At 43.8% G+C, this 25,384-nt stretch carries 33 protein-coding genes and 1 riboswitch; of the genes, 23 read left to right on the forward strand and 10 right to left on the reverse strand.

Annotation, left to right across the window (positions count from 1 at the left end):
* The first annotated feature begins 165 nt into the window (after positions 1 to 165).
* The gene (locus QZL64_RS06000; protein WP_021841100.1) at positions 166 to 861 is read left to right on the forward strand and encodes an RraA family protein; all 696 of its coding nucleotides are present in this window, start codon (positions 166 to 168) and stop codon (positions 859 to 861) included.
* A gap of 130 nt (positions 862 to 991) precedes the next feature.
* On the opposite strand, the gene QZL64_RS06005 is transcribed toward QZL64_RS06000, so the two are convergent.
* The gene (locus tag QZL64_RS06005) at positions 992 to 1,942 is read right to left on the reverse strand and encodes a 2-hydroxyacid dehydrogenase (protein ID WP_021841101.1); all 951 of its coding nucleotides are present in this window, start codon (positions 1,940 to 1,942) and stop codon (positions 992 to 994) included.
* Between the two features lie 540 nt (positions 1,943 to 2,482).
* On the opposite strand from QZL64_RS06005, the gene QZL64_RS06010 reads away from it, so the two are divergent.
* From QZL64_RS06010 to QZL64_RS06045, 8 genes are all read left to right on the forward strand, one after another.
* A complete protein-coding gene (locus QZL64_RS06010) occupies positions 2,483 to 3,154 on the forward strand; it encodes a hypothetical protein (protein WP_021841102.1) in 672 nt (223 codons plus the stop codon).
* A 353-nt stretch (positions 3,155 to 3,507) separates the two neighbouring features.
* Positions 3,508 to 4,950 carry a [FeFe] hydrogenase, group A gene (locus QZL64_RS06015; protein ID WP_021841103.1) on the forward strand — a complete coding sequence of 481 codons (1,443 nt, stop codon included), beginning with the start codon at positions 3,508 to 3,510 and terminating at the stop codon, positions 4,948 to 4,950.
* 211 nt (positions 4,951 to 5,161) lie between these two features.
* A riboswitch (SAM riboswitch) is annotated at positions 5,162 to 5,271 on the forward strand.
* Between the two features lie 67 nt (positions 5,272 to 5,338).
* Complete coding sequence (locus QZL64_RS06020) at positions 5,339 to 6,484, forward strand: 5-methyltetrahydropteroyltriglutamate--homocysteine S-methyltransferase (RefSeq protein ID WP_021841104.1); 1,146 nt, start codon at positions 5,339 to 5,341, stop codon at positions 6,482 to 6,484.
* The gene (locus QZL64_RS06025; protein WP_021841105.1) at positions 6,474 to 7,298 is read left to right on the forward strand and encodes an AzlC family ABC transporter permease; all 825 of its coding nucleotides are present in this window, start codon (positions 6,474 to 6,476) and stop codon (positions 7,296 to 7,298) included. Before QZL64_RS06020 ends, QZL64_RS06025 begins: the two co-directional genes overlap by 11 nt.
* Positions 7,295 to 7,621 (forward strand): branched-chain amino acid transporter permease, encoded by a 327-nt coding sequence (locus tag QZL64_RS06030; protein ID WP_021841106.1) that lies wholly within the window; start codon positions 7,295 to 7,297, stop codon positions 7,619 to 7,621. Before QZL64_RS06025 ends, QZL64_RS06030 begins: the two co-directional genes overlap by 4 nt.
* 324 nt (positions 7,622 to 7,945) lie before the next feature.
* On the forward strand, positions 7,946 to 9,001 hold the full coding sequence (locus QZL64_RS06035; RefSeq protein WP_021841107.1) for a LacI family DNA-binding transcriptional regulator: 1,056 nt from the start codon (positions 7,946 to 7,948) through the stop codon (positions 8,999 to 9,001).
* A 42-nt stretch (positions 9,002 to 9,043) separates the two neighbouring features.
* Positions 9,044 to 9,994 (forward strand): sugar kinase, encoded by a 951-nt coding sequence (locus QZL64_RS06040; RefSeq protein WP_021841108.1) that lies wholly within the window; start codon positions 9,044 to 9,046, stop codon positions 9,992 to 9,994.
* A 123-nt stretch (positions 9,995 to 10,117) separates the two neighbouring features.
* Positions 10,118 to 10,756, forward strand: coding sequence for a bifunctional 2-keto-4-hydroxyglutarate aldolase/2-keto-3-deoxy-6-phosphogluconate aldolase (locus tag QZL64_RS06045; protein ID WP_021841109.1), 639 nt, complete (start codon positions 10,118 to 10,120; stop codon positions 10,754 to 10,756).
* Between the two features lie 110 nt (positions 10,757 to 10,866).
* Here the strand turns inward: QZL64_RS06045 and QZL64_RS06050 are convergent, their stop codons facing one another.
* From QZL64_RS06050 to QZL64_RS06060, 3 genes are all read right to left on the reverse strand, one after another.
* A complete protein-coding gene (locus QZL64_RS06050) occupies positions 10,867 to 11,736 on the reverse strand; it encodes a HigA family addiction module antitoxin (RefSeq protein ID WP_021841110.1) in 870 nt (289 codons plus the stop codon).
* A gap of 147 nt (positions 11,737 to 11,883) precedes the next feature.
* On the reverse strand, positions 11,884 to 12,366 hold the full coding sequence (locus QZL64_RS06055) for a low molecular weight protein-tyrosine-phosphatase (RefSeq protein ID WP_021841111.1): 483 nt from the start codon (positions 12,364 to 12,366) through the stop codon (positions 11,884 to 11,886).
* Between the two features lie 63 nt (positions 12,367 to 12,429).
* Complete coding sequence (locus QZL64_RS06060; RefSeq protein ID WP_021841112.1) at positions 12,430 to 13,053, reverse strand: site-2 protease family protein; 624 nt, start codon at positions 13,051 to 13,053, stop codon at positions 12,430 to 12,432.
* A 381-nt stretch (positions 13,054 to 13,434) separates the two neighbouring features.
* Here QZL64_RS06060 and QZL64_RS06065 point away from each other — a divergent pair, with 381 nt between their 5' ends.
* Positions 13,435 to 14,178: a helix-turn-helix domain-containing protein gene (locus QZL64_RS06065; protein ID WP_021841113.1), complete on the forward strand. Its 744-nt coding sequence runs from the start codon at positions 13,435 to 13,437 to the stop codon at positions 14,176 to 14,178.
* A 221-nt stretch (positions 14,179 to 14,399) separates the two neighbouring features.
* Positions 14,400 to 15,335, forward strand: coding sequence for a hypothetical protein (locus QZL64_RS06070; protein ID WP_021841114.1), 936 nt, complete (start codon positions 14,400 to 14,402; stop codon positions 15,333 to 15,335).
* A gap of 125 nt (positions 15,336 to 15,460) precedes the next feature.
* Here the strand turns inward: QZL64_RS06070 and QZL64_RS06075 are convergent, their stop codons facing one another.
* The 6 genes from QZL64_RS06075 to QZL64_RS06095 form a co-directional block, all read right to left on the reverse strand.
* Positions 15,461 to 15,703, reverse strand: coding sequence for a hypothetical protein (locus QZL64_RS06075; protein WP_021841115.1), 243 nt, complete (start codon positions 15,701 to 15,703; stop codon positions 15,461 to 15,463).
* Between the two features lie 159 nt (positions 15,704 to 15,862).
* Positions 15,863 to 16,291 (reverse strand): PPC domain-containing DNA-binding protein, encoded by a 429-nt coding sequence (locus tag QZL64_RS06080; protein WP_021841116.1) that lies wholly within the window; start codon positions 16,289 to 16,291, stop codon positions 15,863 to 15,865.
* A 382-nt stretch (positions 16,292 to 16,673) separates the two neighbouring features.
* Complete coding sequence (locus QZL64_RS06085; protein ID WP_021841117.1) at positions 16,674 to 17,768, reverse strand: tyrosine-type recombinase/integrase; 1,095 nt, start codon at positions 17,766 to 17,768, stop codon at positions 16,674 to 16,676.
* Positions 17,769 to 17,885: 117 nt separating this feature from the next.
* Positions 17,886 to 18,308 (reverse strand): hypothetical protein, encoded by a 423-nt coding sequence (locus tag QZL64_RS06090; protein ID WP_021841118.1) that lies wholly within the window; start codon positions 18,306 to 18,308, stop codon positions 17,886 to 17,888.
* Positions 18,309 to 18,317: 9 nt separating this feature from the next.
* Entirely contained in the window at positions 18,318 to 18,848 is a 531-nt protein-coding gene (locus QZL64_RS14545; RefSeq protein ID WP_369665156.1) for an ImmA/IrrE family metallo-endopeptidase, read from the reverse strand.
* Between the two features lie 38 nt (positions 18,849 to 18,886).
* Entirely contained in the window at positions 18,887 to 19,477 is a 591-nt protein-coding gene (locus tag QZL64_RS06095) for a helix-turn-helix domain-containing protein (RefSeq protein WP_021841120.1), read from the reverse strand.
* Between the two features lie 158 nt (positions 19,478 to 19,635).
* Here QZL64_RS06095 and QZL64_RS06100 point away from each other — a divergent pair, with 158 nt between their 5' ends.
* The 12 genes from QZL64_RS06100 (at position 19,636) to QZL64_RS06155 (ending at position 25,372) form a co-directional block, all read left to right on the forward strand.
* Positions 19,636 to 19,839 (forward strand): helix-turn-helix domain-containing protein, encoded by a 204-nt coding sequence (locus QZL64_RS06100; protein WP_021841121.1) that lies wholly within the window; start codon positions 19,636 to 19,638, stop codon positions 19,837 to 19,839.
* 55 nt (positions 19,840 to 19,894) lie between these two features.
* Complete coding sequence (locus tag QZL64_RS06105) at positions 19,895 to 20,182, forward strand: hypothetical protein (protein WP_021841122.1); 288 nt, start codon at positions 19,895 to 19,897, stop codon at positions 20,180 to 20,182.
* A gap of 9 nt (positions 20,183 to 20,191) precedes the next feature.
* The gene (locus QZL64_RS06110) at positions 20,192 to 20,791 is read left to right on the forward strand and encodes a helix-turn-helix domain-containing protein (RefSeq protein ID WP_021841123.1); all 600 of its coding nucleotides are present in this window, start codon (positions 20,192 to 20,194) and stop codon (positions 20,789 to 20,791) included.
* A gap of 198 nt (positions 20,792 to 20,989) precedes the next feature.
* Positions 20,990 to 21,286, forward strand: coding sequence for a hypothetical protein (locus QZL64_RS06115; RefSeq protein ID WP_021841125.1), 297 nt, complete (start codon positions 20,990 to 20,992; stop codon positions 21,284 to 21,286).
* Between the two features lie 9 nt (positions 21,287 to 21,295).
* The gene (locus tag QZL64_RS06120) at positions 21,296 to 21,754 is read left to right on the forward strand and encodes a hypothetical protein (protein WP_021841126.1); all 459 of its coding nucleotides are present in this window, start codon (positions 21,296 to 21,298) and stop codon (positions 21,752 to 21,754) included.
* A gap of 13 nt (positions 21,755 to 21,767) precedes the next feature.
* Positions 21,768 to 22,022 carry a hypothetical protein gene (locus tag QZL64_RS06125; protein ID WP_021841127.1) on the forward strand — a complete coding sequence of 85 codons (255 nt, stop codon included), beginning with the start codon at positions 21,768 to 21,770 and terminating at the stop codon, positions 22,020 to 22,022.
* Positions 22,023 to 22,040: 18 nt separating this feature from the next.
* Entirely contained in the window at positions 22,041 to 22,403 is a 363-nt protein-coding gene (locus tag QZL64_RS06130) for a hypothetical protein (RefSeq protein ID WP_021841128.1), read from the forward strand.
* Positions 22,390 to 22,719, forward strand: a complete 330-nt coding sequence (locus QZL64_RS06135; protein ID WP_021841129.1) for a hypothetical protein — start codon at positions 22,390 to 22,392, stop codon at positions 22,717 to 22,719. Before QZL64_RS06130 ends, QZL64_RS06135 begins: the two co-directional genes overlap by 14 nt.
* Positions 22,703 to 23,053 carry a hypothetical protein gene (locus QZL64_RS06140; RefSeq protein WP_021841130.1) on the forward strand — a complete coding sequence of 117 codons (351 nt, stop codon included), beginning with the start codon at positions 22,703 to 22,705 and terminating at the stop codon, positions 23,051 to 23,053. The genes QZL64_RS06135 and QZL64_RS06140 overlap by 17 nt, the downstream gene beginning before the upstream one ends.
* Positions 23,054 to 23,055: 2 nt before the next feature.
* Positions 23,056 to 23,391 carry a hypothetical protein gene (locus tag QZL64_RS06145; RefSeq protein ID WP_021841131.1) on the forward strand — a complete coding sequence of 112 codons (336 nt, stop codon included), beginning with the start codon at positions 23,056 to 23,058 and terminating at the stop codon, positions 23,389 to 23,391.
* Between the two features lie 270 nt (positions 23,392 to 23,661).
* A complete protein-coding gene (locus tag QZL64_RS06150; RefSeq protein ID WP_021841133.1) occupies positions 23,662 to 24,246 on the forward strand; it encodes a hypothetical protein in 585 nt (194 codons plus the stop codon).
* Positions 24,239 to 25,372 (forward strand): DUF2800 domain-containing protein, encoded by a 1,134-nt coding sequence (locus QZL64_RS06155; protein ID WP_021841134.1) that lies wholly within the window; start codon positions 24,239 to 24,241, stop codon positions 25,370 to 25,372. The genes QZL64_RS06150 and QZL64_RS06155 overlap by 8 nt, the downstream gene beginning before the upstream one ends.
* Positions 25,373 to 25,384 lie beyond the last annotated feature (12 nt).

The raw sequence follows: 25,384 nt of genomic DNA on the forward strand, positions 1-25,384 counted from the left end.
AAATTTTGTCGCATTTGATATTGCAATTAGCATTCTAAATTATTTGTGCTTATTTATATTATACCTCTTTTTACTTGTAAAAAAGAGAGGATATCTAGTATTATAGATATATAAGCTAGTCATAGCAAAAAGTGATGATGTTTTCAAAAGAATGGAGTGATACTAGTGGCAGTAGGTAATCGAGTGTATTTAAAAAGACCGATGGTAAGTGATGAATTATTGAACGAATATCAGGGGATTCCGGCGGCAAATGTGGCGGATTGTATGGGGCGCCTCAGTGCATTGCATCCGCGCGTTTCTTTGAAATCTTCACCTAAACAACCGGTGACGGTAGGCCGTGCTTTGACGGTAAAAACGCGTGGCGGTGATAACTTAATGATTCATAAAGCTCTCAATATGGCGCAGCCCGGCGATGTTATTATGGTGTCCAATGACGGGGGCACGGAATATCGGGCGATCATGGGTGAAGTCATGTTGGGCTATGCGATTTATAAACAAATTGCCGGCCTTGTAATTGACGGACCGATTCGCGACAGTGATGCGGTAGAGGCTATGAGCATGCCTGTTTATGCAAACGGCACCAATCCGGCAGGCCCTTACAAAGATGGCACCGGTGAGATCAATACGCCAATCGCTTGCGGCGGCATTTCCGTACATCCGGGGGATATTGTTGTCATGGACCGCGATGGTGTTATCGTTGTGCCTTGGCAGGATGCGGAAGAAGTGTTAGAGGGGGCTAAAAAAATCCAAGCCAAAGATGCCGCTAATGTGCATGCCGCTTTGACCGGTGATGCGGATCGTCAATGGGTGGAAGACGCACTCAAAGAGCAGGGCACCGAAATTATCGACGACCAATATTAATTGTAGCCGAGAGTAAAACTTGAAAAACTAAAAACTAAACAGTCATTAACTTTAGGGTGATGATTATAAAAAAGCAACCGATGCTTACAGTGTTATGTAAGTTCGGTTGCTTTTTGTTGTAATTGTGAAACTATACTAAGTTTTGAGGTTTGCCCGCTTCCCACGCTTTGATATTTTCAATAACAATATCCGCTCTGGTTTCGAGCGCTTCTTTGCTGGCGAAAGCTACATGCGGTGTGAGAACGGTATTTTTTGCATGACATAGCGGATGGTCGGCCGGAATTGGCGGTTCCGTTTCGAATACATCGATGCCGGCGCCGGCTAAACGACCTTCGTTAAGAGCGGCCGCTAAGGCATCGCTATCTACAACGGGACCGCGAGCCGTGTTGATGAGCACGGCCGTCGGTTTCATGAGTTTAATCATGTCGGCGTTCACGAGACCTTTCGTTTCAGCTGTTAACGGTGTGTGTAAAGATACGAAATCAGCTTCACGGAATAATTCTTCTTTTGAAACGAATTTAACGCCTTTAGCGATGAGATCTTGTTTTTCACTGCGGTTATAGGCAATAACTTTGCAACCGAAAGCGAGGGCAATTTCAGCTACGCGGCGACCAATGGCACCGGTACCTACCACGCCGAAGGTTTTACCAAACAGTTCAAAACCTACCAAACCGGCTTTAGTGCCTTCATGACGTGCCTGATGGTCGCAAGGCACGATATTGCGAATTACGGAAATGGCAAGACCAAAAGCGAGCTCAGCTACGGCATTGGTGGAGTAGCCGGCAGCATTACAAACGGTGATATTCCGTTCGCGGCAGGCGTCTAAATCCACATGGTCCACGCCGGTAAAGGCGATAGAAATCATTTTGAGATTCGGGCATTGGCGAATGATGTCACCGGATAATTTCTGATTGGCTAAAATCAACACGTCCGCGTCTTTTACGCGATCCAATAATTTAGCTTGGTCTAATTCCTGGGTTTCAGGATAGAAGAATTCGTGGCCGGCTGCTTTAAGTGGGGCACTGACTTCTTCGATTTTGGCGGCGGATACGCCTAATGGTTCCATCACGATGATTTTCATATTGTCACCTCGTTTAAATTAGTGAGTATGTATAGAGTTAGCAGCTAACATATATTATTGTAGCTCTTATTAATTTAGATTATACGCCAAATAACCGGAGAATACAAACGTGCCGAAGCCATGGAGATTCACTCGGATATGAAAAATAATATTAAATAATGTTTGAGAATACGTTGAAAAACGATGCATACCGTCAAATTCTCGTACATCATGTGAAATAAACTTGATATATTTTTTTTATAAAGAGAATTATTAACAACAATAAGAACCTTATTAATGCCATTTTGAACATTTTGTATATAGTGGTACGCTAAATCTCTTTTTTGTTTGATTAATTGTAAAAAAAGCGTAAAATTTAAATAAATTATTTACAAATTATAAATATTTTATAAACTGTACCTAATGATGTATGAACATTCTGAATAATGAAATTAATAATATATACATCATATACGAAAAAGAGCATTCACGAGATATACGAAAAGATAATTCACAAGATATACGAAAAGTGAACTCACAAGCAGATACGGAGGTAATAGAGTGAAAATAATTAACAAAGTAAGCATAGTGCTGTTAATAGCTGTTTGGCCGTTAGCCTTACTTTTGCCCGATTGGGCTTTTTGGGAAAATAATTGGATTGAAAATATAGAGGCACTCATACTGTTAGGCGGCTTTGTAATGACGGTTAAGTGGTCAATGTCAGGAGCTCGCTCTACGCGGTGGCTTTGGCTGAGTGCGGCGGTATTATTTTTAGTGGCACTGGGTCGTGAATTGAGTTGGGGCCGTGTTTTCTATCCGATGGCATGGACGGCCACCGGACCGGAATTTCCGGGAATACATGAAGTGTGGTTTGGTGCGTATGTACCTTGGTTTTTAGGTGCCATGGCAATTTTGTTCTGTATTGCTGTGTGGCGAGGACGCTCTTTAATAGTTGCTTTATATAAAGAGCATCTTAGTGATCGAACGCTGCTTATCTACCTCGCTATTTTTATAGGGGGACTCGTATTAGGTGAAACATTATTTGAAAAAAACATGGTTTCATTATGGTCTGCCTATCATCAAAACTTGGAAGAAATGGCGGAATTATGCAGCTATTGGTCCGCTATAGCGCTTGTTTTCAGAGTAAAAGAGTTGATTAGAACAGACGTAGCAGCTTGCGTGATTAAAGGCAAGACCCTGTACTCATTGGCTCAGTTTACTTTGCACCGATAAGACCATCTCTTGCCTAAGGGGCTATTTGATGACATCGTATTGTAAATAGTTGAAAGTACGCATCGAGTAGACACAAGTAGTAAACTAATGCAACAATATTTATAAAAACAGCCTTTGTTCGAAGGCTGTTTTTTGATTTTTTAAATCCTCTAAAAAAGGCGGTATTATCATACTTTTTGCAGAGTAATAATGCACAATGATAATCTAATTCCTATTTGAAAACAGGAGATTTAATTTGCTATACTACAAAGAGACATCACTCACAACCATACAATTTTGGTCGATGTCGGTTCCAACAGAGGTTGGATTATATTGAATACATAACTAGTATTATTTGTGTGAGGTGCAAAACTATGAGTTTCGAAAGTCGATTCCAACATATTGATCGTCGTGTTCCGATTTCAGAGAACAATCCTGCAATCATTCATGATTTAACTAAATGTAAAAACTGTACATTATGCCGTCGTGCTTGTGCTGACGTTATGGGTGTACTTGACTACTACGATTTAGAATCTACCGGTGATGAACCGATTTGTGTTCATTGCGGTCAGTGCGCAGCCGCTTGCCCATTCGATTCCATGAACGAACGTTCCGAACTGGACGAAGTAAAAGCAGCTATCGCCGATCCTGATAAAATCGTTGTTATCCAAACTGCACCGGCTGTACGTGTAGGTATCGGTGAAGAATTCGGTTATGAACCGGGTTCCGTTTTAGAAGGCAAAATGATTGGTGCATTGCGTCAACTTGGTGCCGACTATGTAGTAGATACCAACTTTGGTGCCGACTTAACTATTATGGAAGAAGCCAGCGAATTAATCGAACGCGTTGTAAACGGTCATGGTGAATTGCCACAGTTTACAAGCTGCTGCCCGGCATGGGTAAAATTCTGCGAAACTTACTATCCTGAATATTTACCAAACATTTCTACAACTCGCAGCTGTATCGCTATGGAAGCAGCTGTTATTAAAACATATTTCGCTAAGAAGATGAATATCGATCCTGAGAAAATCGTATCCGTGAGCGTGGCTCCTTGTACGGCTAAGAAATTCGAAATTCGTCGTCCTGAACAGAATAAATCCGCTGCATACTGGGAAAAAGAAGAGCTTCGTGATACCGATTACTGTATTACGACTCGTGAATTCGGTAAATGGATTCGTGAATCCGGTATCGACTTCATTCAGGTAGAAGAATCTCAGATGGATAAATACATCGGTGCTGAAACCGGTGGCTCCGTAATCTTCTGTAATACCGGCGGTGTTATGGAAGCAGCTGTTCGTAGTGCTTACAAATTTATTACCGGTGAAGAACCAACTCCTGAACGTTACACTAACTTGCAGGAAGTTCGCGGTATGGAAGGCGTTCGCGAAGCGGAAGTTAAAATTGGCGACAAAAAATTAAAATTAGCAGTTGTTCATGGTGGTAAAAATATCCGTACATTCTTGGACGACATGAAAGCTAATGGTAAAAAATACGATTTCGTTGAAATGATGGCTTGCCCTGGCGGTTGTATCGGTGGCGGCGGTCAGCCACGCGTTAAAATGCCGGTAGCTAACAAAGTTCGTGAAGCTCGTATCAAAGGTATCTATGATATGGATTCCAACATGAAACTTCGTTCCAGCTATGAAAACCCTGAAATCAAAGCAATTTACACTGAATTCTTTGATAAACCATTGGGCGAATTGTCCGAACAGTTGTTACACACTCATTTCACCGACCGCAGTAGCGATCTTGGTGTACGTAAAGATGTAACGCCTGAAACTTGCCCAACATCCCCTAAATTCAAGAAACCTGAATAAGAGGATAGGCTGAGAATTGAATAAACGTTTATTTCGATAACGAGATAAACGAATATTCCGATTAGCGAATCATAGAGCATCGAATGCTTGTGACAATCACAGTATTTGATGCTCTTTTTGTATAACTACAGTTGACATGTATCTCTGATTGAAGTATTATAATATACATCGAAAGGGTAATGTTTTACCCCCAGGTAGCTATAATTTTATAGAATCATCCAGAGCAGCTGAGGGATTTGGCCCGGTGATGCTGCGGCAACCTGCTTGATGCATATGCAAGAGGCAAGGTGCTAAGTCCAACGGGTAACCGGCAGATGATAAGACAGTAGGTCGTCATTTGTTGACGACTTTTTTTATTAGCTGCCACTTTTGAGAGGAGATTGAGAATATGAGTAATGCAAAGCAGACAATTGGGAAAGGTCCGTTCCGCTATGATGTTGTGGGGAGTTTTTTACGACCTGAATCTGTAAAAAAAGCGCGCCAAGAAGTAGAAGCGGGGACTCTTGGTAAAGCGGAACTTCGTAAGGTAGAAGATGAAGCCATTCGCGACTTAATCGATAAAGAAGTTAACGTAGGTCTTAAAGCTGTAACAGATGGTGAATTTCGCCGTGCGTACTGGCATTTAGATTTCTTGGAACAATTGGTGGGCGTTGAACGTATTAAAGCGGACCATTGGTCCGTAGCTTTTAAAGGCCATCAGCCTAAAGCGGCCACTCTTAAAATCGTAGGCGATATCGACTTCCCGGATAACCATCCGTTTTTGGAAGATTTTAAATTCGTAAAAGCCACGGCCGGTGATAGAGCGGTTGCTAAATTTACGATTCCGTCGCCATCCATGCTCCATTTGATTTGCTGTGTTCGCGAAGAACATTATGAACCTATTGCGCAGTATAAAAATGAAGAGGCTTTATTTGAAGCCATTGCCAAAGCCTATCGTAAGGCGATTAAGGCATTCTATGATGCCGGTTGTCGTTATCTTCAGTTGGATGACACTTCTTGGGGTGAATTCTGCGATGAAACAAAACGCAAAGAATATGCGGCCCGTGGTTTAGATTTAAATCATATTGCTAAAAAATATGTAGAAGTAATTAATTATGCCTTGGAAGGTAAACCGGACGATTTAGCTGTAACTATGCATATTTGCCGCGGTAACTTCCGTTCCACTTGGTTCTCATCGGGGGGCTATGAACCGGTGGCGGAAACACTGTTCGGTCATTGTAACATTGACGGTTTCTTCTTGGAATACGATTCCGACCGTGCCGGCGGGTTTTCACCGCTTCGTTTTATAAAAAATCAGAAGGTCGTATTAGGACTCGTTACTTCCAAGTTCCCTGAACTTGAAAAAGAAGAAGACCTATTGGCTCGTATTGAAGAAGCCAGCTTGTATGTGCCAAAAGACCAATTGGCTTTGAGCCCGCAATGTGGTTTTGCCTCTACGGAAGAAGGCAATAATTTAACCGAAGAAGAACAATTTGCTAAGTTGGCACTCATTAAACGAGTTGCTGAAAAGGCTTGGGGGCCCTATGAAGAATGATGAAAGTCGCAATGATGAAAGTCGCAATGTAAATAATGTTTCGACTGAAGCTGCCACTTCACCCGATGGTAGTAAGAAGAGCCATGACAAGAGTGCGGGGCGGGAGGCGTTTCGCTACGCTTTTCCCTTAACCGTGCCGATTTGTGCGGGCTTCTTATTTCTGGGCATCTCCTACGGCCTCTTTGCCGTAGGACAGGGCCTGCCTTGGTATTTGCCGATTATTATGAGCGCGACCATCTTTGCAGGCTCTATGGAGTTTGTGACCGTCGCCTTATTGACCGCTCCCTTTGATCCGTTGGGGGCGTTTATTCTGGCCTTTATGGTTAACGGACGTCACATTTTTTACGGGTTGACCATGTTAACCCGCTATACTTCACAGGGGTGGAAAAAATATCCCCTTATTTTCGGCATGTGTGATGAGTCGTTTGCCCTCAACGCGACCGTAAATTTGCCGGATAATGTGGATAGAGGCTGGTTTTATCTTCATGTGACGTGGCTGAACTTTGTCTATTGGGTGCTCGGCGTGGCCATGGGCTCCATAGGCAGTCAATTCATTACCTTAAACTTAAAAGGTATTGAGTTTGTTCTAGCGGCCTTGTTTGCGGTTATATTCCTGGATATCCTGTTAAAGGGCAAAAATTTACTGCCCGGCTGTATCGGTCTCGGCGTGTCGCTCTTGATGCGTATTGTCTTGGGGCCGGATGTATTTATGCTGCCGGCCATGGCCCTCATGGTAGTTATCTTCAGTTTACTGTATAAGTTTAAGGGTAAAAAAGAAACGGATTTAGCAGATGAAGGGGGGACGGCTTCATGACAGCTTGGGAAATGACGATTACCATTGGCGCCGTCGTCCTTGGTACGATGGCTACGCGTTTTATTTCGTTTGTCGTTTTTGCCAAGTCGGAAAAACCGCCGGCCATCGTGACGTACTTAGGCGATATGTTGCCGGCTGCCGTTATGGGGCTCTTGGTGGTGTATTCGTTAAAGGATGTATCGCTCTCGGTAGCGCCGAACGGCATTCCGGAGGCCATTGCTTTGGTAATATTGGCGGCCGTTCACTATTGGCGGCGCAATTTATTGCTTAGCATTGCCGTAGGCACCATTGTGTACATGTTCTTGGTGCAGGAGATATTTTAGGTTGATTATATAGTTTAGTATGTAAATCGGATATAGTCCGACTCTTTCTATAATTAAGGGAAGAGTCGGGCTTTTTTGTTGTGAAAAATATAAATAGGCTACATATTGCGACAGTTCTATGACTATAAAGTATTGTTAAAGGGTTTTACAAACGATTTCTGATGATGTATTATGAGTATAACAAGTTTAGAAATCGATTTCGTAAATCGATTTCGTGAAATAAAAACAAAGTAGACTGTTAATTAAAGCATAAATTAGAACGTGATTGAATACATAGCTTAGAACGAGACTTAAAAAATTGATTTTAGCGTAGGGAGGTGCTGTATGGGAAAGGTAACAATCGCTGATGTGGCAGCTCGAACAGGTTTTTCAAAAACCACAATTTCACGCTTTTTAAACGGGAAATATGAATTCATGTCCGAAGAAACACGTAAACGTATCAGTGAAGTCATCAAGGATATTGAATATAAACCGAATCGCATGGCTCGCAGTTTGCGGTTGCAACAAAGTCATATGATTGGTGTTATCGTATCAGATATTTCAAACCCGTTCTCGGCCATCCTTTACACCGGTATTTCGGAGTATTGCGAACAACATGGCTTTACCGTGCTATTGGCTGATGCCGGTGATGATCCGGATAAGGAAAAACGCTATATTCAGTCGATGATTGCGCAAGGTGTGGACGGTCTTGTTATCAATGCAACCGGCGCGAATGTTTCATATTTGAACGAAGTGAATCGTACCATGGTGCCCATTGTGTTGGCAGATAGACCGGTTGAAGGCTGTGAATGTGACATAGTGTCTGTCGATACGAAGCAGGTGACGAAGGATAGTTTGGACTTATTGTTAAGTAAGGGGTATGAACGCATTCTTTTTGCTACGCGGCAAATTGGAACCAATGGAATTCGGCGTGAACGATTTGATGAGTTTTCGACACAGTATGAAGCCTTAACAAATCGCCAAGCTATGACGTTGGAATATACTAAGGCAGATAAAGAGTCTCTCAAAACGGCGATTCTTTCTGCCTTGGCAGCGGCCCGTGATGCCGGTGAAAAGCTGGCTTTATTTGCCGGTAATGGTGTTGTACTTAGTGATATGGCCTATTTATTAAGGCGCAATAAATTACGGAGCCCTGATGATGTGGGACTTTTCAGTTATGATAATTGGCCGTGGATGGATAGTATCGGACCGGGCATATCGGTAATAGAATTACCGTCGCATCAAATAGGCAGTGAATGTGCACGTCTATTGCTGCTGAGGGTTTCGGCTAGTCTTAAAGCGTCTGAGGATTTAGTGATATCGGAGGCTTCAGGTAGTACGTCTATGGCGAAGCAACATATTATTTTGTCGGGCAAAATTGTGGAGCGCGACTCCCTGTAAGAGATATTGGCATTTTAAAAATATATTTAGGAGGTATGGAGGGTGGCAAGAGTTTTAACATTTGGTGAGCCTATGGGGCTCATGGTGGCAACGGAGCCGAAGGCACTTAAAGATGTAACCACGTTTCACCGCTATGTGTGCGGTGCGGAGGTGAATTTTTCAGTCGGTATGAGTCGCTTAGGACATGATATGTCGTATATCAGCCGTGTCGGCAATGATCCGTTTGGTCAACATATTTTGGACTTTTTAAAAGAACAGCATATTAATACGGACTATGTTACGCTCGATGAGGTGAATCGAACGGGCATGCAACTTAAAGCAAAAACGTTGGAAGGCGATCCGGAGGTTGTTAATTTCCGGCGTTTCACAGCGTTCTCGTATATGGAACCGGCTATCGTTGATACAGTTGCTTGGGATAAATATGATCATTTACATGTTACCGGTATTCCGGCGGCGTTGTCGGATAGTTGCCGCGAAACATCCATAGCCATGATGAAAGCTGCTAAAGCACATGGGGGTCAGGTTTCCTTTGATACCAACCTTCGTCCTGCTTTATGGCCTTCCGAAGAAGCTATGCGTGAAACAATCAACTACTTGGCATCGTTAGCGGATATTGTGTTACCCGGCTTTGGTGAAGGGAAAATTTTGACTGGTTTTGATACACCGGAAGCCATTGCGGACTTCTATCTCAAACAAGGAGCCAAAGCAGTAGTTATTAAATTGGGAACTAAAGGTTCTTTTGTTAAAACAGAAGCGGAAGCCTTCTATGCACCGGCGTATGTGGTGGAACAGGTAGTCGATACGGTTGGAGCCGGTGACGGTTTTGCGGTGGGCACTATCAGCGGCCGCTTGGAAGGACTCAGTTGGGCGGATTCGGTTCGCCGCGGAGCAGCGATTGTTGCACTTCAGGTGCAGGTGGAAGGAGATAATGAAGGATTGCCTACACCGGAACAATTGGCGACGTATCAAAAGAGTGCTAAGTTAAGTGAATAAAATGTAGTTTATATACCTAACCTATAACTTAAAAAGTAAGCGCTTACACGCATTGCACGGTGTTTAATATTAGGTATAGTGACATAAAAAATAAAGTAATGGATATATTAGGAGGTTTTTATCATGGACAAATTACAAGTTATTGAAACAGTAAAAAAAATAGGCGTTGTTGCCGTTATTCGCGGTAATACGCCGGATGAAGCAGTTCAGATTTCTGAAGCCTGCATTGCCGGTGGTGTAACGGCTATCGAAGTAGCTTTCACCACGCCACGTGCGCATGAAGCCATTTTGACTTTGTCTGAAAAATACAAAGATAATGCACAAGTTGTTATTGGTGCCGGTACCGTGCTTGATGCGGAAACAGCTCGCATGGCTATTTTAAATGGGGCTGCTTTTGTTGTTTCCCCTGCATTTGATGAAGCTACCATCAAATTATGTAATCGTTATCGTGTAGCTTGCATGCCGGGTACTACAACTATTCAAGGTGTAATCCAAGCCTTGGAATTGGGTGCCGATATTGTTAAAGTATTCCCTGGCGAAGTTGTGGGCAGCAAATTCATTAAAGCTGTAAAAGGCCCATTGCCACAAGCTCAAATGATGCCTACCGGCGGCGTAAGCATTGATAATGTAGCCGAATGGTTTAAAGCCGGTGCTGTTGCTGTCGGGGCAGGCGGCGCGTTGACCGGTGGCGGAAAATCTTTGACTGAAATTACCGAAACAGCTAAAAAATTCGTTGTTGCGGTGGCAGAAGCCAGAAAATAAGCTAGATAAGGTTTGAAGAATATAAAGAAATCCTCGAAGTGAATTGAGAATTAGTTCATAAACTTATTGGTTGTGACATTCTCCGGTAAACTTCGAGGATTTTTTTGTATTTAATTATTTAACGTAATACCATAGTTGCCGGTGGCAATATTAGTCATTTCGGCAAATATAGTATCTAATGTGTTGGCTGATTTAGTATAGGTATCATTAATTAATAACATAATATTGGAACCTAGTTTTTTAGTAGCACTACGGAAGTTTGTACCGGGCATAGCAGGTATTTTTGTTAAAATAACACCTGAGTTTAATAAGGTGTCATCAATATTATCGTAATAATCAGCGTATTCCTTCTTTAAAAGATTGAAATTTAATTTATTATCCGCGTACAAAATATCTACAAAGTTAATAGACTTCTTGAATTTAGTTTTGTTAAAATTAACAGCTTCAATTTGTAATGCCTGATTTATACCTACTTGTAACATTGCATTAGCCATAATCACTTGATTCAGGGGCAAGTTATCAGTCGAATCTCTAAATTTGCTTATTAGATCCTTTTTTGTAAGTAGTAATAGGGTAGAAAGTTGAAGAAAATTACGTAATGTTTTAATTTGCAGATCTATATTTTTTGAATTTTGGGGTAAATCAAAGTATTTTACAAAATATTTGTAATTAATGAATTTAAATATTTGACGCTCTTTTTCAAGTTCTTCGGATGATTTTATTTCAGCTAAGGCAGCATCATAAGTTGCTTGTAAATTTAGCCAAAACTCAATGCTGTTGTTGAACAGCCGAGCTAATTTTACAGCAATATCTATAGATAAATTTTGTTCGCCTCTGATTAAAAGACTAAGGTTCTTAGGTGTCGTATCCAAGCGTTTGGCAAAATCTTCTTGGGTAAGACCACTATCCTCAACTAATTCTTGTATATAGTAGCCCGGATGGAAGGCCATTTTATTATTGTACTCTATGTAATTATTCATAATGTTTGCTGACCTCTTTAAAATCAAATTACCTAACTAGTAATTTAATTTTAATTCTATATAACACAAATGTCAATGTATTTTAAATATATAGGTGATTGTTTAAATGAAAAAGCTCATCTAAGTAAGCACTTAGATGAGCTAGTTTTAAATGTTATACTGCTTTCTAATTTCCGCCAACAACGCCTCGCAGCCTTTACTGATGTCATCATAGGTTTCGTCAAAGTTGCCGGTGTACCATGGATCTTTAACATCTCGTGATTCGCCGACGAAAGAAAGCATTTTCTTTACTTTACCGTCCGCGTCCGGGCCGATTACGCGACTCAAATTGCGACGATTGTTTTCGTCCATGATGATAAGATAATCTGCCGAATTGTAATCTGCTTTGGTCACTTGTCGAGCGGCTCGTGGTGTAAAGGGGATATTGAGGGCACGGAGTTTACTTTTTGTTCCGTGATGAGTGTCGTTCCCGATTTCTTCGCGGCTGGTGGCAGTGGAGTCGATTTTAAAATACTCGTTCAGATTTGCCTTTGTGACTAAATCTTTGAAAACAAATTCAGCCATTGGTGAACGACAAATATTGCCGTGGCAGACGAACTGCACGTGGATTGGTTTTTTCAGTGTTTTCATAAGCGCCCTTTTTACAATAAATACTATAAACAAAGTGGCGTGCTACATAGGCACTAAATCGTTTTAGACGAACTGGAGAATCATAGCAAACAAACTTAGAATCATTTGTTGCAGCGGAATCAACACCCAGGTCAGGAACGGCGTGTAAATGAGCAAGATTAGCATCAAAAAGCCGTAACGGGCCCATTGCCAATATTTCATCTGCCAGTATGGAGAGAGCATGTTGGAAACAATGTGCGCTCCATCAAGAGGCGGAATGGGAATCAAATTGAACAAGGCAAAGTTGATGTTAATGATTACCATGAGCGAGATTACCGTGTAAAGTCCGGAAGATACGTCGATGCCGTGGTTATTGATGAAAAACAGCACGAACGCGGATATAAAGGCAATGACTAGGTTGGCTGCCGGACCGGCGAGCGAAACGAGGGTGTCATCGCGTTTTTTATTTTTAAAATTAGCCGGGTTGATCATAACCGGTTTTGCCCAACCGAAATGCAAGAGCAAAAGCATCAACATGCCGAGTAAATCGATATGAGCGAAGGGATTCATGGTGAGTCGTCCCGTACGGCGCGGCGTATCATCGCCCAACGCGTCGGCTACTTTGGCATGCGCATACTCGTGCATGGCCATGGCAATGATGATAGCCGGTAAAGCGGCTACAATACTTAATAGATTAAAGTTAAACATAGTCAGCTCCTTTGTATGATGTAATGTAATTTATAGTATACCGTAAATTATCGATGTAAGCAAAAAAATCACCCATAATTTCTTAAATTGGTGGGTTCGAAAGAGAAGGGGCTTGTAAAAAGATAGGGACGTTTTCATAGGATGCACATTATTGGTATGAGCTTCATACTGACGATGCGCACCAATGGTGTGAGTCTCATACTGACAGTGCGGATGCGCACCAATGGTATGAGTCGATGGCTTGCTCCTTGCCGTCGTGGTTTTTATAATGGAGGTAGTGTTAAAAGATGAATGAGGCTTTGGGAGAACGCGCTTGAATTATCTGGATAAAAATAGGGGACAGACGGAAAAGTTAGTGTATTTTATAGGGGAGATGGATCTATGGCAAAAGTCGTAATTCCAATGAAATTGTTAAACCGTTTATATACGGAAGAAAAGTTGTCGACTTGGGAAATAGCCAAGCAATTGGGGTGTAGTCAAGATACGGTGGTTCGTCGTTTGCATGTGTATCAAATTCCGGTGCGGACGCGACGCAAGCAATTGCCGGAAGCGGAATTGGCTCACTTATATCAAAACGTCGGCCTTGGGGTTAAGCAATTGGCAGTTCGCTATCAATGTTCCCATACAACCGTAGCGGCCCGTTTACATGAAATGGGACTGTTAATGAACAAGAAGTCGGATTTTAGAGAGCCTACACCTTCTGTGAAACGCCAAATTATCAGTTTGTATAACAGCGGGCAAAGCGCCGGCTGGATAGCACAGCACCTTCGCATGTCTCGTTGGACCGTTTTGAAAACGCTGCGTAATAGCGGCATTGAGATTCGCCACAGCAATAAACGAGTGTATTTAAATGTTAAGGAATTGGCCTACTTATATGAGCAACGCCATATGTCGACGACGGAATTGGCGGCCCTGTATGACGTGAAACCGGCTACCGTAGCGGAACGGTTAAAAGAAGAAGGCGTTCGCTTGCGGGGAAATAATTTGGCCCTAGACATGTTTGAGGTGTGCAGGCGCTATCAGGAAGGGCATAGTCCGATGCAGATTGCAGACCAATTGGGATGTTCCTATTCGGCGGTGCGACGGCGATTGGACGCATGGCAAGGGTATAAGAAAAGGTCGTAAGCAAGTTGGTAAGAAAAGGCCGAAAGAAAATAATGTAAGTCGGTTCGTAAGAAAAGTCTGAAAGAAAAAACGTAAGAAAGGGCTGTAAGCTATCAAATAATTGTAAGAATAATAGGTGGGATTAATAGGGCGAAGTGTTGCATTATAAGGCCTGAATTCGTTATACTAGAGTGTATGAAAGAAACGTTTTTTCAATTAAACTTAGTAGAATGGAGTTAATCATGGAGATTGTTCTTGCACTGTTGCCTTATTTGACCGCCGGATTTTGTGCGGCTGTTGTTTCACGTTTCACCGGTGTGGCCTTATCGTTTATCGTAGTACCGACATTATTAATTTGGGGTGCTACACCGGCAGAATTAGTATCATTTATGCTTACTTTTGCGGTGTATAACGGGTTTACCTCGGAGACTCAGGATTTTCGCTTGAATATAAAAAACCTCGTATTGTTTAAAGGTTGGCGTTTGGCGATTCCCCTCGTAGGTTCCGTTGTGTTGTCCTTTATTATGCCACCGGCTGCCATTGCTTTCTTTATTTTCTGCTTTATTGCCGAATTGGCCATGAGCATGTACAACCGTTTACCGGCCAATGAAAAGCCGGAGCTCAAAGGCGTAATTCTCAGTGTTGTGACTGCCGCCGTATGGTGCTTGGTCGGTGTATTCGCCGTTCGCTTATTACCGGTTGATTACTACTTTATCTTAGTAGGTCTTGGTATTTTGGGCTTAACCGCTTTCACTTGGTATGCAAGTAAACATCGCGATGCGTTCCGTGGCACGTGGTCGGTTATTTGGAATTTCCTATTGTTGTTCTTAGGCTTGTTCGGTTTGGATATTTCCATATATGCCAAAGCATTGCGTCGATCCTTCCCAAGCAAACAGGACGTAATGATTCCGGTAATTTATTTTGTAGCTGCCTTCGTAGGTGTATTGGCACTTTTCGCATCCGACTTCTTATTCTCTATGGAAGCCTTGGTGGCAGCTGTTGGTGCCGCTATCGGCATGCGTTTGTTCGGCATGTATGAATTTAGCCAACGCGGCACATTCTCTTATGCAGCTATTGCCGTTACAATCTTGGCAGTAGTCAGCTTGTACTTGGTAAGTCCGGCGCCACACGGTTTAGTTAACATGGAAGAGTTGTTTAACGTGTATACCGGTCAATAATTAAATAATATTTAGTAACTAAAAGGCGGTTATGCAATTTCGAAATTGCATAACCGCCTTGTTTGTTTTAAACTGCTTTGTTGCTGATTCGCACTACTGTTAAGTAGGTCGCAGCGTTATTTTACTTATTTGAAAAATTTACCGGCAATGGCATTCAAACCGGCTTTGACAGATTCGTTAGCATTAAGTTCGCCATAGGCATCTTTAAGACTGGCAAACAAAGTTTGTAACTGGTCGGAGTTGAGGTTTTTAATATCATCAACACTGTTGATGTTCATGCCGTCAATATTATTTACTACATTTTTGAATTTTTCTTCGTCGAGTTTGAAGTATGAGCTAATCATTTCAATTAAGTTTTCTTGGATCATAGTGATACCTCCTTATGTGTTGATTATAACATAGGGAGAGGCCTCAATGCAGTAAATAAATTCAAAAAAATCGATTTATTTTTCGTTTTGTAAAAACAAGCGTATTTACTGACATATTTCAGCTCTATCGGTTAATTTATTGCAGAGATATTAGCTGCCTTACTTATCTAATTGCCATAAATTTAAATCAGCGTCCTTGTCGTAGCCACGGTGAATATCTTCAGGAAGCAAAGTTAGAATCATTTCAGCAGTTACACTAATTACGGCACTGGTCAAATGACCACCATGAGAATTACCTTCTTGGTCGGCGATTGTGATATGTAAGTGTGCATAGTAATCATCGTTAAGCTGATCGATAGTGCCGGTGATGGAGGTGATTTCAAAATCACCGGTTAAGCGATGGTGATAATACTTCTTTTCATCAGCATGATAGGTTTCGAGTACGATATCGTTGGTGGCACCTAAGCCTTGAATCATAGCTGAAGTGACACCTTCCTTGCGGGCAATAGTTTCGATTGAACTGACTAATTCTTCGCCCGGATTAAGGCGGAAGGCGATGTGAGTGTTGCCAAGACGTTTGTATTGCATTGTAAAGACTCCTTTTTCTCGAATAAAGATAAAAATTAATGTAATTTTGAAATATCAAATTGTATTCTAATGAAAGACGGTTTATAATCAAATTAGTAATGCTTAATATGTGTAAATAGAAATATAATTCCGAATATAAGTTAAAATTATTCTTTGAGTAAGTGCAGTATTGGAGATGAGACAGTATGAATGAATCAAAAAGGGTAATAAAAAACTCGACTCCGAGGAGTCGAGTAAGGTTCATATAAATGGCTCACGCCGAGCCGCCCGAAGGCAATGTCGATAAATCTTTATTTAATTTATCGATACTATCCACAGACGCAGTAAGTATGGTACTTACTGCATTTTTATTTTTCAATACTCGCTCTAAAGTGGTGTAATTCTATGCTCGTTGCACAACCATTGTACAACTTTTCTTTTCGCCTGGAAAGAGTTTTATATTATCTGTGTGTGGTAATTTATTAACCGCCTCTAATAACTGATCTGTGACTAAGTGAGTGTATACGTCTTTTGTGACATCTCCAGTTTGGCTATGTCCTACTATCGTCTTTATAATTTTTTCGGACACGCCATAATTTGTTAGCCATGTTATAAAAGTATGACGGGTATCATGAGGGGTATGTCTATCAATTCCGAGATTCTTTAGCGCAGCATCCGTAATATATCGGGGCCACATCGTCCCCTTAGGGCAAAGCCGCCCGCTCCGGTTAAATTTATTTTTGTCGTATAATTCTCTAATAAAAGGCATAATACAGTCCGCTATAGGAATTATTCTATTCTTACCGGCTTTTGTTTTCATTCCGCCCACTAAATATCTTTCTTTCAAATGTACATCTGTAATTTTGATAGACAATAATTCAGAAGATCGCAGGCCGGTATATAGATATATTAATATTATTCTTACTCGATAATCATCGGTATTCATCCATAACGTCTCGATTTCGTCGCTTGTGTAAGGTCGGTGTAGCGGGTCCGATTCCTCGGTGGCGTTGATAACGACCATAGCTCCGTAGTTCTTATCGACATAGTCATTTTTTATCGCCATTTTGAACAGCATAGATATTTTTGATTTTATTTGACTAACTGTAGATTTTTTCAAGTCGCCCATATCCTCGTCAAATATTCGTTGTAAGTGCGCTAATCTAACATCACGAATAGGGGCGTTCATTAATCCGGCTAACTTTTTTTCTGTCATCTTATAAGGCGATGTAATCATAACATTTCGGCGCTTTAAATCCTCGATTAATAAATCCCATACTTGTCGAACTGTAATTAATCGGGAGTCAGCAACTGACGGATTTACACAATATTCGGATAATGCGAGTAAGGCTTCTTTTGCTGTCGTAAATGTGCCTATTGTCTTACGGATCACCCGGCCCTCTTCATCCTGCCGGAGTGATACTACGGCTCTATATGGTTTTCTTAGTTTTTTATGGGTCATCTTATATATTGACCCTGTGCCGTTTGCACGTCTCATAATACACCTCCTAGGCTATTAATTTTGGCCCGGATAGCGTATAATATAAATTGGTAGTGTGGTTATCCGTAGCCGCTGCGCCCTTATCCCGTTGCACCGGGGTAGGGGCGTTTTTTTTTATTTGTAAAGTTCCGATAAATCTACATCTAATTTAAGTCCGGGGTTTTGGTCCTTGGGCACATTTTCGCGCCATGATGCGGAGCTGTCCGGACCGTATTCGTATACCATGTAATAGCTGCCGTTATTCGGTGCCGGTAATCGGGTTTGTACATACACCCCGTACACCTTGCCGTTGTTATCCTTGTACACTTTTGAGACTACCTGTTTAGAGATAGCCTCTACTTGTTCCTTGCTATATTTAGCTGGGATATTAACCTCTACATTAAATCGCTCACGGCTGCGGGCGTCGATATTAGCAATCGTATACGCCGGCGCCTCTGCCTTAGCGTATTCGTTTATTTGTTTTTCCGTAGCCGACTCACCGCAGCCGGCAATAAATAACGTGGTGCCTAGCGCTAATAATGCGAGTAGTTTTTTCATACGTCACCTCTAAATACTATACCTTAATCGTTTATCGTGTAAGTTTATCCGCGCCTCGATAAAACCGGGGCACAGCTGCCGGAACATATCGACGTGATGCGGCCAGCGTTCCGGAGAGAAAAAATACATACGCTTAAGCACGGCCTCCGCGCAGAGCTGAGACACGTCGAAAGCGGCGCAGATTTCATCGACTGACGTGATGCCGATAAGATGAATCAACGGAGACGGTGCCAACAGCTCTGCCGCGAATGCGTTCGCCTCGCGTTCCTGCTCTATGCGCGGTAGGGTTACCGCATATATATCATGATGACCTAGGACCTTGTGTCCTAATTCGTGAGCCAGTGTAAATCGGAGGCGCTCAAATTGCGCGTCCTCGTTGTAAAACACTGCATTTATATCGGGCCGAGGGTCATAATACGCATCAGCCCGGGGGAGGTCATCAAGCCCCATAGTCTGATACGATACACAGTCGACACCCTCGAGGCGTAGCAGCCTCTTAGGGTCGACGAGTGCGTCGGTTAGCTCGTATCGACTGTACATCGACCAAGCTAAGCCCGTGGCCACGTTGTATCGTGCTTCTATGTTTTATCCTCCTTTATTTTTAAATACATGGCCGCGATTTCCTCAACTTTCGCCAAGTCCTCCGGTGATAATTCCTCTTGGGCCCTTGCTAATACCGGGGAGTAGTTAGCCGGCGTCTGCGGAGTAATCCCCATCAGGCCGTCTATTGTGGTATTTAGCCCGGTAGCAATTTTTTGCAAGTTGCTCAGGGTTGCTCCTTTAAAATTACCGAAGATCGACTGTAGCGTGGAATACGGCATGTCAATAATTTCGGCAAAAGCGCTCATACTTACATATTTTTGTAGTATTTCGTGCCGAATCCTACCGACCTCGGGGCCATATTTATCAAAGTCCGGGTCAAAGGTGATTACCTGTTTAGGCGATCCGCCGTGTACTATCTCATTTCGATTTGTACGTCCTACTAATTCTTCTAGTGGGATGTTTAGCGCTTTAGATAACGCAACGGCGGTAGTATTGCGCAGGCTTGTAATTCCTCCGGATTCCCAACGGGAGACAGTACCTTCGGATACGCCTACTTTGTCCGCAAGCTCTTTCATTGTCATTTTTTGCTCGCGTCTTTTTTCCCGTATAAGCTCCATAAAGTCCATTTTTTCACCTCCTTTTATTTACTATTATTATACGTCTTGCGTTGCAAAAATGCAAGATTTTTATAATTTTTTATAAAAAAGCAACAAAAACTATTGACTTGCGCAAGTTGTCGATATATAATAGGCTCATAAGTTGCAAACGCCGGGAAGGAGGTGATATGGTGGATGCGAATTTACTTAAATACTACGTAATGGAGTCGGGGAAAAGTCTTACCGACGTAGCGGCGGCCATCGGCGTAACGCCTGCGACATTACACCGCAAAATGAGCGGTGAGAGCGATTTTTATCGCAAAGAAATGCAAGACATCGCGTCATATCTCGGGCTTGACCGAGATACAATCGACCGAATTTTTTTTAATTAAAATCTTGCGCAAGTTATCGAAATATCGAAATTTTATAAAAATGGAGGCAGATATTATGGACCACACTACCACACCAGCCATGATCGCCGCGATGTACCTCACAAGAGCTAAAGAATGCATGGACGGCGAAATTAATGATGCGTTTGATCTTATTCACGCAATCATCGTCGTACAAGCACACCGGGGGATGCCGTGGGCGTACGTTAACGTTCCCGAAGATATAGAAGCGGAGGAGCTGTACTCAGCACTCGGTGCGATTGCCGGAGCCGGATTTAGGGTACAACGGGTCGAGGTATTCAACCCGGAGGCATTTAATACTCCGGTATTCAAAATTGAATGGTAGGTGATTGCAGTGATACAGTGCAACCTAAGAAACATTTTAAAGGCGCGGAAAATATATATTTCTGAACTATCAAAAAAGACAGGACTAAGTAGGACGACCATAACATCCTTAGCAAACCGGCCGGGCGGTAGTTTTAATTTAGACACTATCGAAAAAGTTTGTAATGCCCTAAATATCTCCCTTTATGAGTTATTTACTGAATCGGCGGGAGCCGATGTAAAAACAAACCAAAAGCCGGGGGTGGCAACTGTGAAAATAGACGACAAATCCCTACAGCGATTTGATGCCGAACTTGAGGACAAAACATGGACCGTTATAAGAGATAACCCGAGCTTATACGCCGGCATAATAGCGCAAAAGTTCGAGCGTGATATCCACGAGGCTATGTTAGCCGGCCAGGATAACACAAAAATTGTGAATCACGCACTAAGCTATAGCCCGATTAGAAAAGAGGTAATCGGCCTCTTATCAAAGCAAGGCTACGTCATTGACTATGACGGCCTAGTCCAAACGCCACACGGAGTTGTTCAGGGCTTTATCCAGGCCCGGTGGCGCAGGGCGGAACCGTTCCAGGGAGGCGGATATTATGAAAAAAACGCTAACCGTTGAGGAGGCCGCCCAAATGATGGGCATCACGCCCCAACATCTTAGAGCGAGCCTCCGGCTCAACAAGTACCCGTTATGGGGTACGGCCGTACCGTCGGCCAGCGGTAAACGGTTTAAATACACCATTCACGCGGCACCGTTCCACAAATATATCGAGGGCGGGTGGAGCCCGGAAGAAGCTAATAAAGGAGGGCTAATACTATGATTAAATTCGGTCAAGAGGTGCAAGAAATACAGCGAGGCGGGTTCGACGACCTCGTCAAAGAGCAATATAAGCTCATTCTCGACGATGGATATGCGGTGTCTGTTATCCGCGGTCCGCTATCATACGGCGGTGACGAGGGGCTGTTTGAAATGGCCATTTTAGGACCTAACACCGGAGACCCCGTGTATGACGTGGATGTCGATATATTAGGAGGCGATGTGCTCGGGTACTTAACCGAGGAGCAAGTCACCGAGCATTTGGCCACGTTAAAAGAGCGGCACGCTAATAAATAAGGAGGGCTCATGTTTAAGGAAATTTTGAAATATTTTGCCAAACACGACGGCTTGGTAAATAGGTTCTTATCGGTCACACCGGGCGACGGATACGCCTATTTCAGCGATACACACTGGCTTATTCGCATACCGGAGTCCGATAACATCTACGACACGGCCGCCATGATGCGGGTACTTGGCCAAGCAGCGGCGCCGATGTCCGCGCCTAAGTTTTTTGACATTCCCGACGAAAGCCAACTACTTGGCGTAGCGGATTCCGGTATCGTGCAAGAGCTGCACAACGGGAAACGGCGTACTAAAATTCGGATATTTAACGGCACAGACGGCTCGGAGTGGTGGGTTAGCGAGGAATACTACAAGGATTTTCTCAAACCGCTAAAGTATTTCCGGGTGCACAATAAGAAAATTTACGGATATAACGACGCCGGCGTGGCCGTGGTTACGGTGTGCATAATTATTGATAAGTGAGGAGGGTCGAGGGATGAATAAGGAACTAGCCAAAACAGGGCTCTATATTCTAGGCACGTTTGCCGGAATGTACGGGCTGAGCGCCGTAGAGTATCTACCGGACAGCGCGGCGCATATGATCGCCGGGCTAGCCACATGCGCGGCCTCGGTAATGGCTGCGGAGCGTATCGAGGTACCTACCGGCGAACCGGTAGACGTTATTATCGAGGTGCCACAGCCTCACGCCTACAACTGGGCTAAACAGGGGCGCCCGGGTGAAGTTAGATAAAGAAAGGATGTAAAAACTATGGAACAAAATAAAGAAGCATTACTCGAATTAACTAAACATTTTATCGAATTAATCAACGTAGATATAGACGAAAAAGGCCGCATCCGGAAAAAGACAATAGCCGAATTGGTGGAAATGTATATCGATTACCACTCGGCCAACTGCAATTTAATCGAGCCAAAGACCGTAATTGACTGCTTAGTCTCTTCTGTAATTTGTATCGGTATGGTAGTTGCACTTAATCGCCCTATGCGCAATCTCGGGCACCCGATGCGCGCTAGCGCGTTAGCTGTGCTCACGGAATACTTATGCGATACGTTAGAGGCCATCGTTACACATTGTAAAGAAGCGGAAACGGAGGCCACCCATGAAGATAAATGAGTTTTTTATTACAAATATCTGCGTACTAGCGGGCGTTATCCAAACAAACGAAGAAAACGGCCTAGATTCAAGCTCCGTTACTTACGAACGACTGCTAAAACGATTAAATCAAATCCCGCGTAACGATGACACTCTCCGCGCTATGGTGCATATGGCCGCATCGACCGCAGGGCTTATCGGCCAGTTAAGCGTAAAACGTGAAGCCTTAGGCGAGGAGTTAGCTTGTGACTTACGGTCGCATTTTGTAAAAGCATTATACATAACACTTACTAATATCGCAGGTCGGTTGGAGGTGCTCTATGGATCCAATAATTAACCCGTGGCTCATTTATCTCGCGGAGCTCGCGAACTGGGTTAAGCTGGCCGGTTTTATGGCGGCCGGTATAGTCCTCTTAGGCGCCTCCATTGAGTACATGGACGCGGAACAGGAGCGCGTAGCGGCCCGGGTACTCCGACGGGATCTTCCTACCGATGCACCATACAAACTAAAATTTAAAATCAGTTTGGCCTTTTTAATCTTATGGATTGTGGTACCGTCAACGGATACCGTGTATAAGATGATCGCGGCGCACTATATTACACCTGATGCGGTCGACAACCTCGGCCACGTATTCCAGTCCATCCTAAAGGCAATTAAGGAGGTGCGGTAATCATGAATTGGAAACAAGGCTCGTTCGGGCTCCATAGTTTGCACCTGTGGCACCTTAAATCGATGCTCGCAATTAGTAAATACTGCCAAGAGCACGATGTCGACTGGAATGTCAGGAATGAGGCGTGTCGCATATTAAGTCTAGCGATGGCACGGTATGAAGTGGCCATACTAGAACGGCCACTCGATGACCTGATACACCGGGTAGACCTGACAGCGTTTGCTAACCACACCGCCTACAATATCGAAAAGAAATTACAAGACGGAAAAACACCGGATAAGGGCTGTATCGTGGATATAGTCGCGCAGTGGGAAAACCTTAGAAAGGCGGCGGAATAAATGCTAACTATTGGGACGCCGGCAGGAATGCACTTAAAGCGTTGGTTTGATGCGGATCGTGCCTATCTTGAAAAATATTGCGATTTGTATTAATCCGCTTGAAATTGGAGGAGGTGATTAAAATTGCAGGATTGTAGTAATTGCGAACTCCGGGACTACTGTATCCCGGACGAATGTACAAAAGAAAAAAAAAACCGCCGGCAGTGTTGCAGACTGTCCAGCGGCAGAGTAAATACCCTACTTTTATTATAGCACAAAGGAGCCAATATCATGGATATTACTATTAAAATCGACCTCACAGAAAACACTATCAAAGCATTACACGGCGTAGTTGCGGCTATTACTACACCTAAGGGCGTACGTGTATCACTAACCGAATTAGCAGACGCCGCTAGCCATTTACAAAAAGGGCCGGTCAGCGACTGGGCGCCACAGGATACACGATACACCGATAACGTGGAACCGGTAACCGATACGCCGGCCGCACCTGATGCGGTAGAAGAAACACCTAAACCGGTAGAACCGGCGAAAGCTGAACCTGCTAAAAAGCCGGCCGCTAAAAAGGCAGCGCCGAAGAAAACAGAAGAAACACCTAAACCGGTAGAACCTGGGAAGGAAGAACCAAAAGCCGAAGAACCGGCAAAAGCTGAGGCGCCTAAGAAGGCAGAAGCCAAAGCCCCTACTAAGGACGACGTAACAAAAGCACTCACTAAATTAATGGAGGCTAAAGGCGGCGACAAGACCGAAGCTATGGCACTCGTTAAGTCGAACAGCTCCAGTGGCAAACTCTCCGGGGTTGACCCCGCCAAATACGCCGATATTATCGCCGAAGCAGAGGCGGCCATTAATGGCTAGGGCGCACGCCGTACTATCCGCGTCGGGCGCGTACAGATGGTTAGTTTGTACGCCGTCCGCTCGGATGGAGGAGCAATTTAAGGACGAGTCAAGCTCTTACGCTGAGGAGGGCACACGGGCGCACGCTTACGCGGAGTACCTGCTCAATGGTTATTTAGGTACTTCTATCGATGCTGCCGGGCCGATTGAGCCGGATAACGAGGAAATGGACTCAGCAGTCCGGGAGTACGTCGACCTCTGTATCGAGAAAATCAACACAGCCCGAGCCATTACATCAGCCGCCCGAGTCGTGGTTGAGGATCGCGTGGACTACAGCGCGTACGCTCCGGAGGGGTTCGGCACGGCCGATATGGTAATTATCGCCGATGGCGTGCTAGAGGTTATCGACCTCAAATACGGCAAAGGTAAGCCGGTGAGTGCCGTCAACAATCCTCAAATTAGACTATACGCCCTCGGTACGCTAGTAAAGTACGACTTTGTGTACGACATTAAAACCGTACGCATGACCATAGTACAGCCCCGGCTCAACTCAGTAACAACCGACGAGCTAACAGTTAAGGAGTTACTCGACTGGGCCGAAACGGTAAAAGAACCGGCAAAGCTAGCCTACGAGGGTGCCGGCGAATGCGTAAGCGGTCCGCACTGTGATTTTTGTAGAGCCCGGCACGTATGCCGGAGACTCGCCGAGGATATGCAGGCAGCTATGGCCGATTTCAAGGACCCTAAACTCTTAGGGGACGCCGATATTGGTCATGTGCTCGATATTTACAGCAGAGCCAAGAGCTGGCTCGAGGCGGTCAGAGAATACGCTTTAAAGCAAGCTGTCGACTATGGCAAAACGTGGCCCGGTTATAAGCTCGTAGAGGGGCGCTCCAACCGTGTAATTGATACGGCTGCTATTGAGACCCTGCGCGGCTTAGGTATTGGCGACGAGGTCATATTTAAAGAGCCTAAGATGCGCGGTGTGACGGAATTACAAAAGCTACTGGGCGGCGCTAAAAAGATGGAGGACATGATAGGGCAACACATCAGCAAGCCACCGGGCGCGCCTACACTAGCGACGCTAGAGGATAAGCGCCCACCGCTTGAATTAGATTTAACTGATAGTTTTGATGATGATATTTAGGAGGTAACAACT

The organism is Veillonella sp. CAG:933, assembly GCF_000431435.1.
Taxonomy (GTDB): domain Bacteria; phylum Bacillota; class Negativicutes; order Veillonellales; family Veillonellaceae; genus Veillonella_A.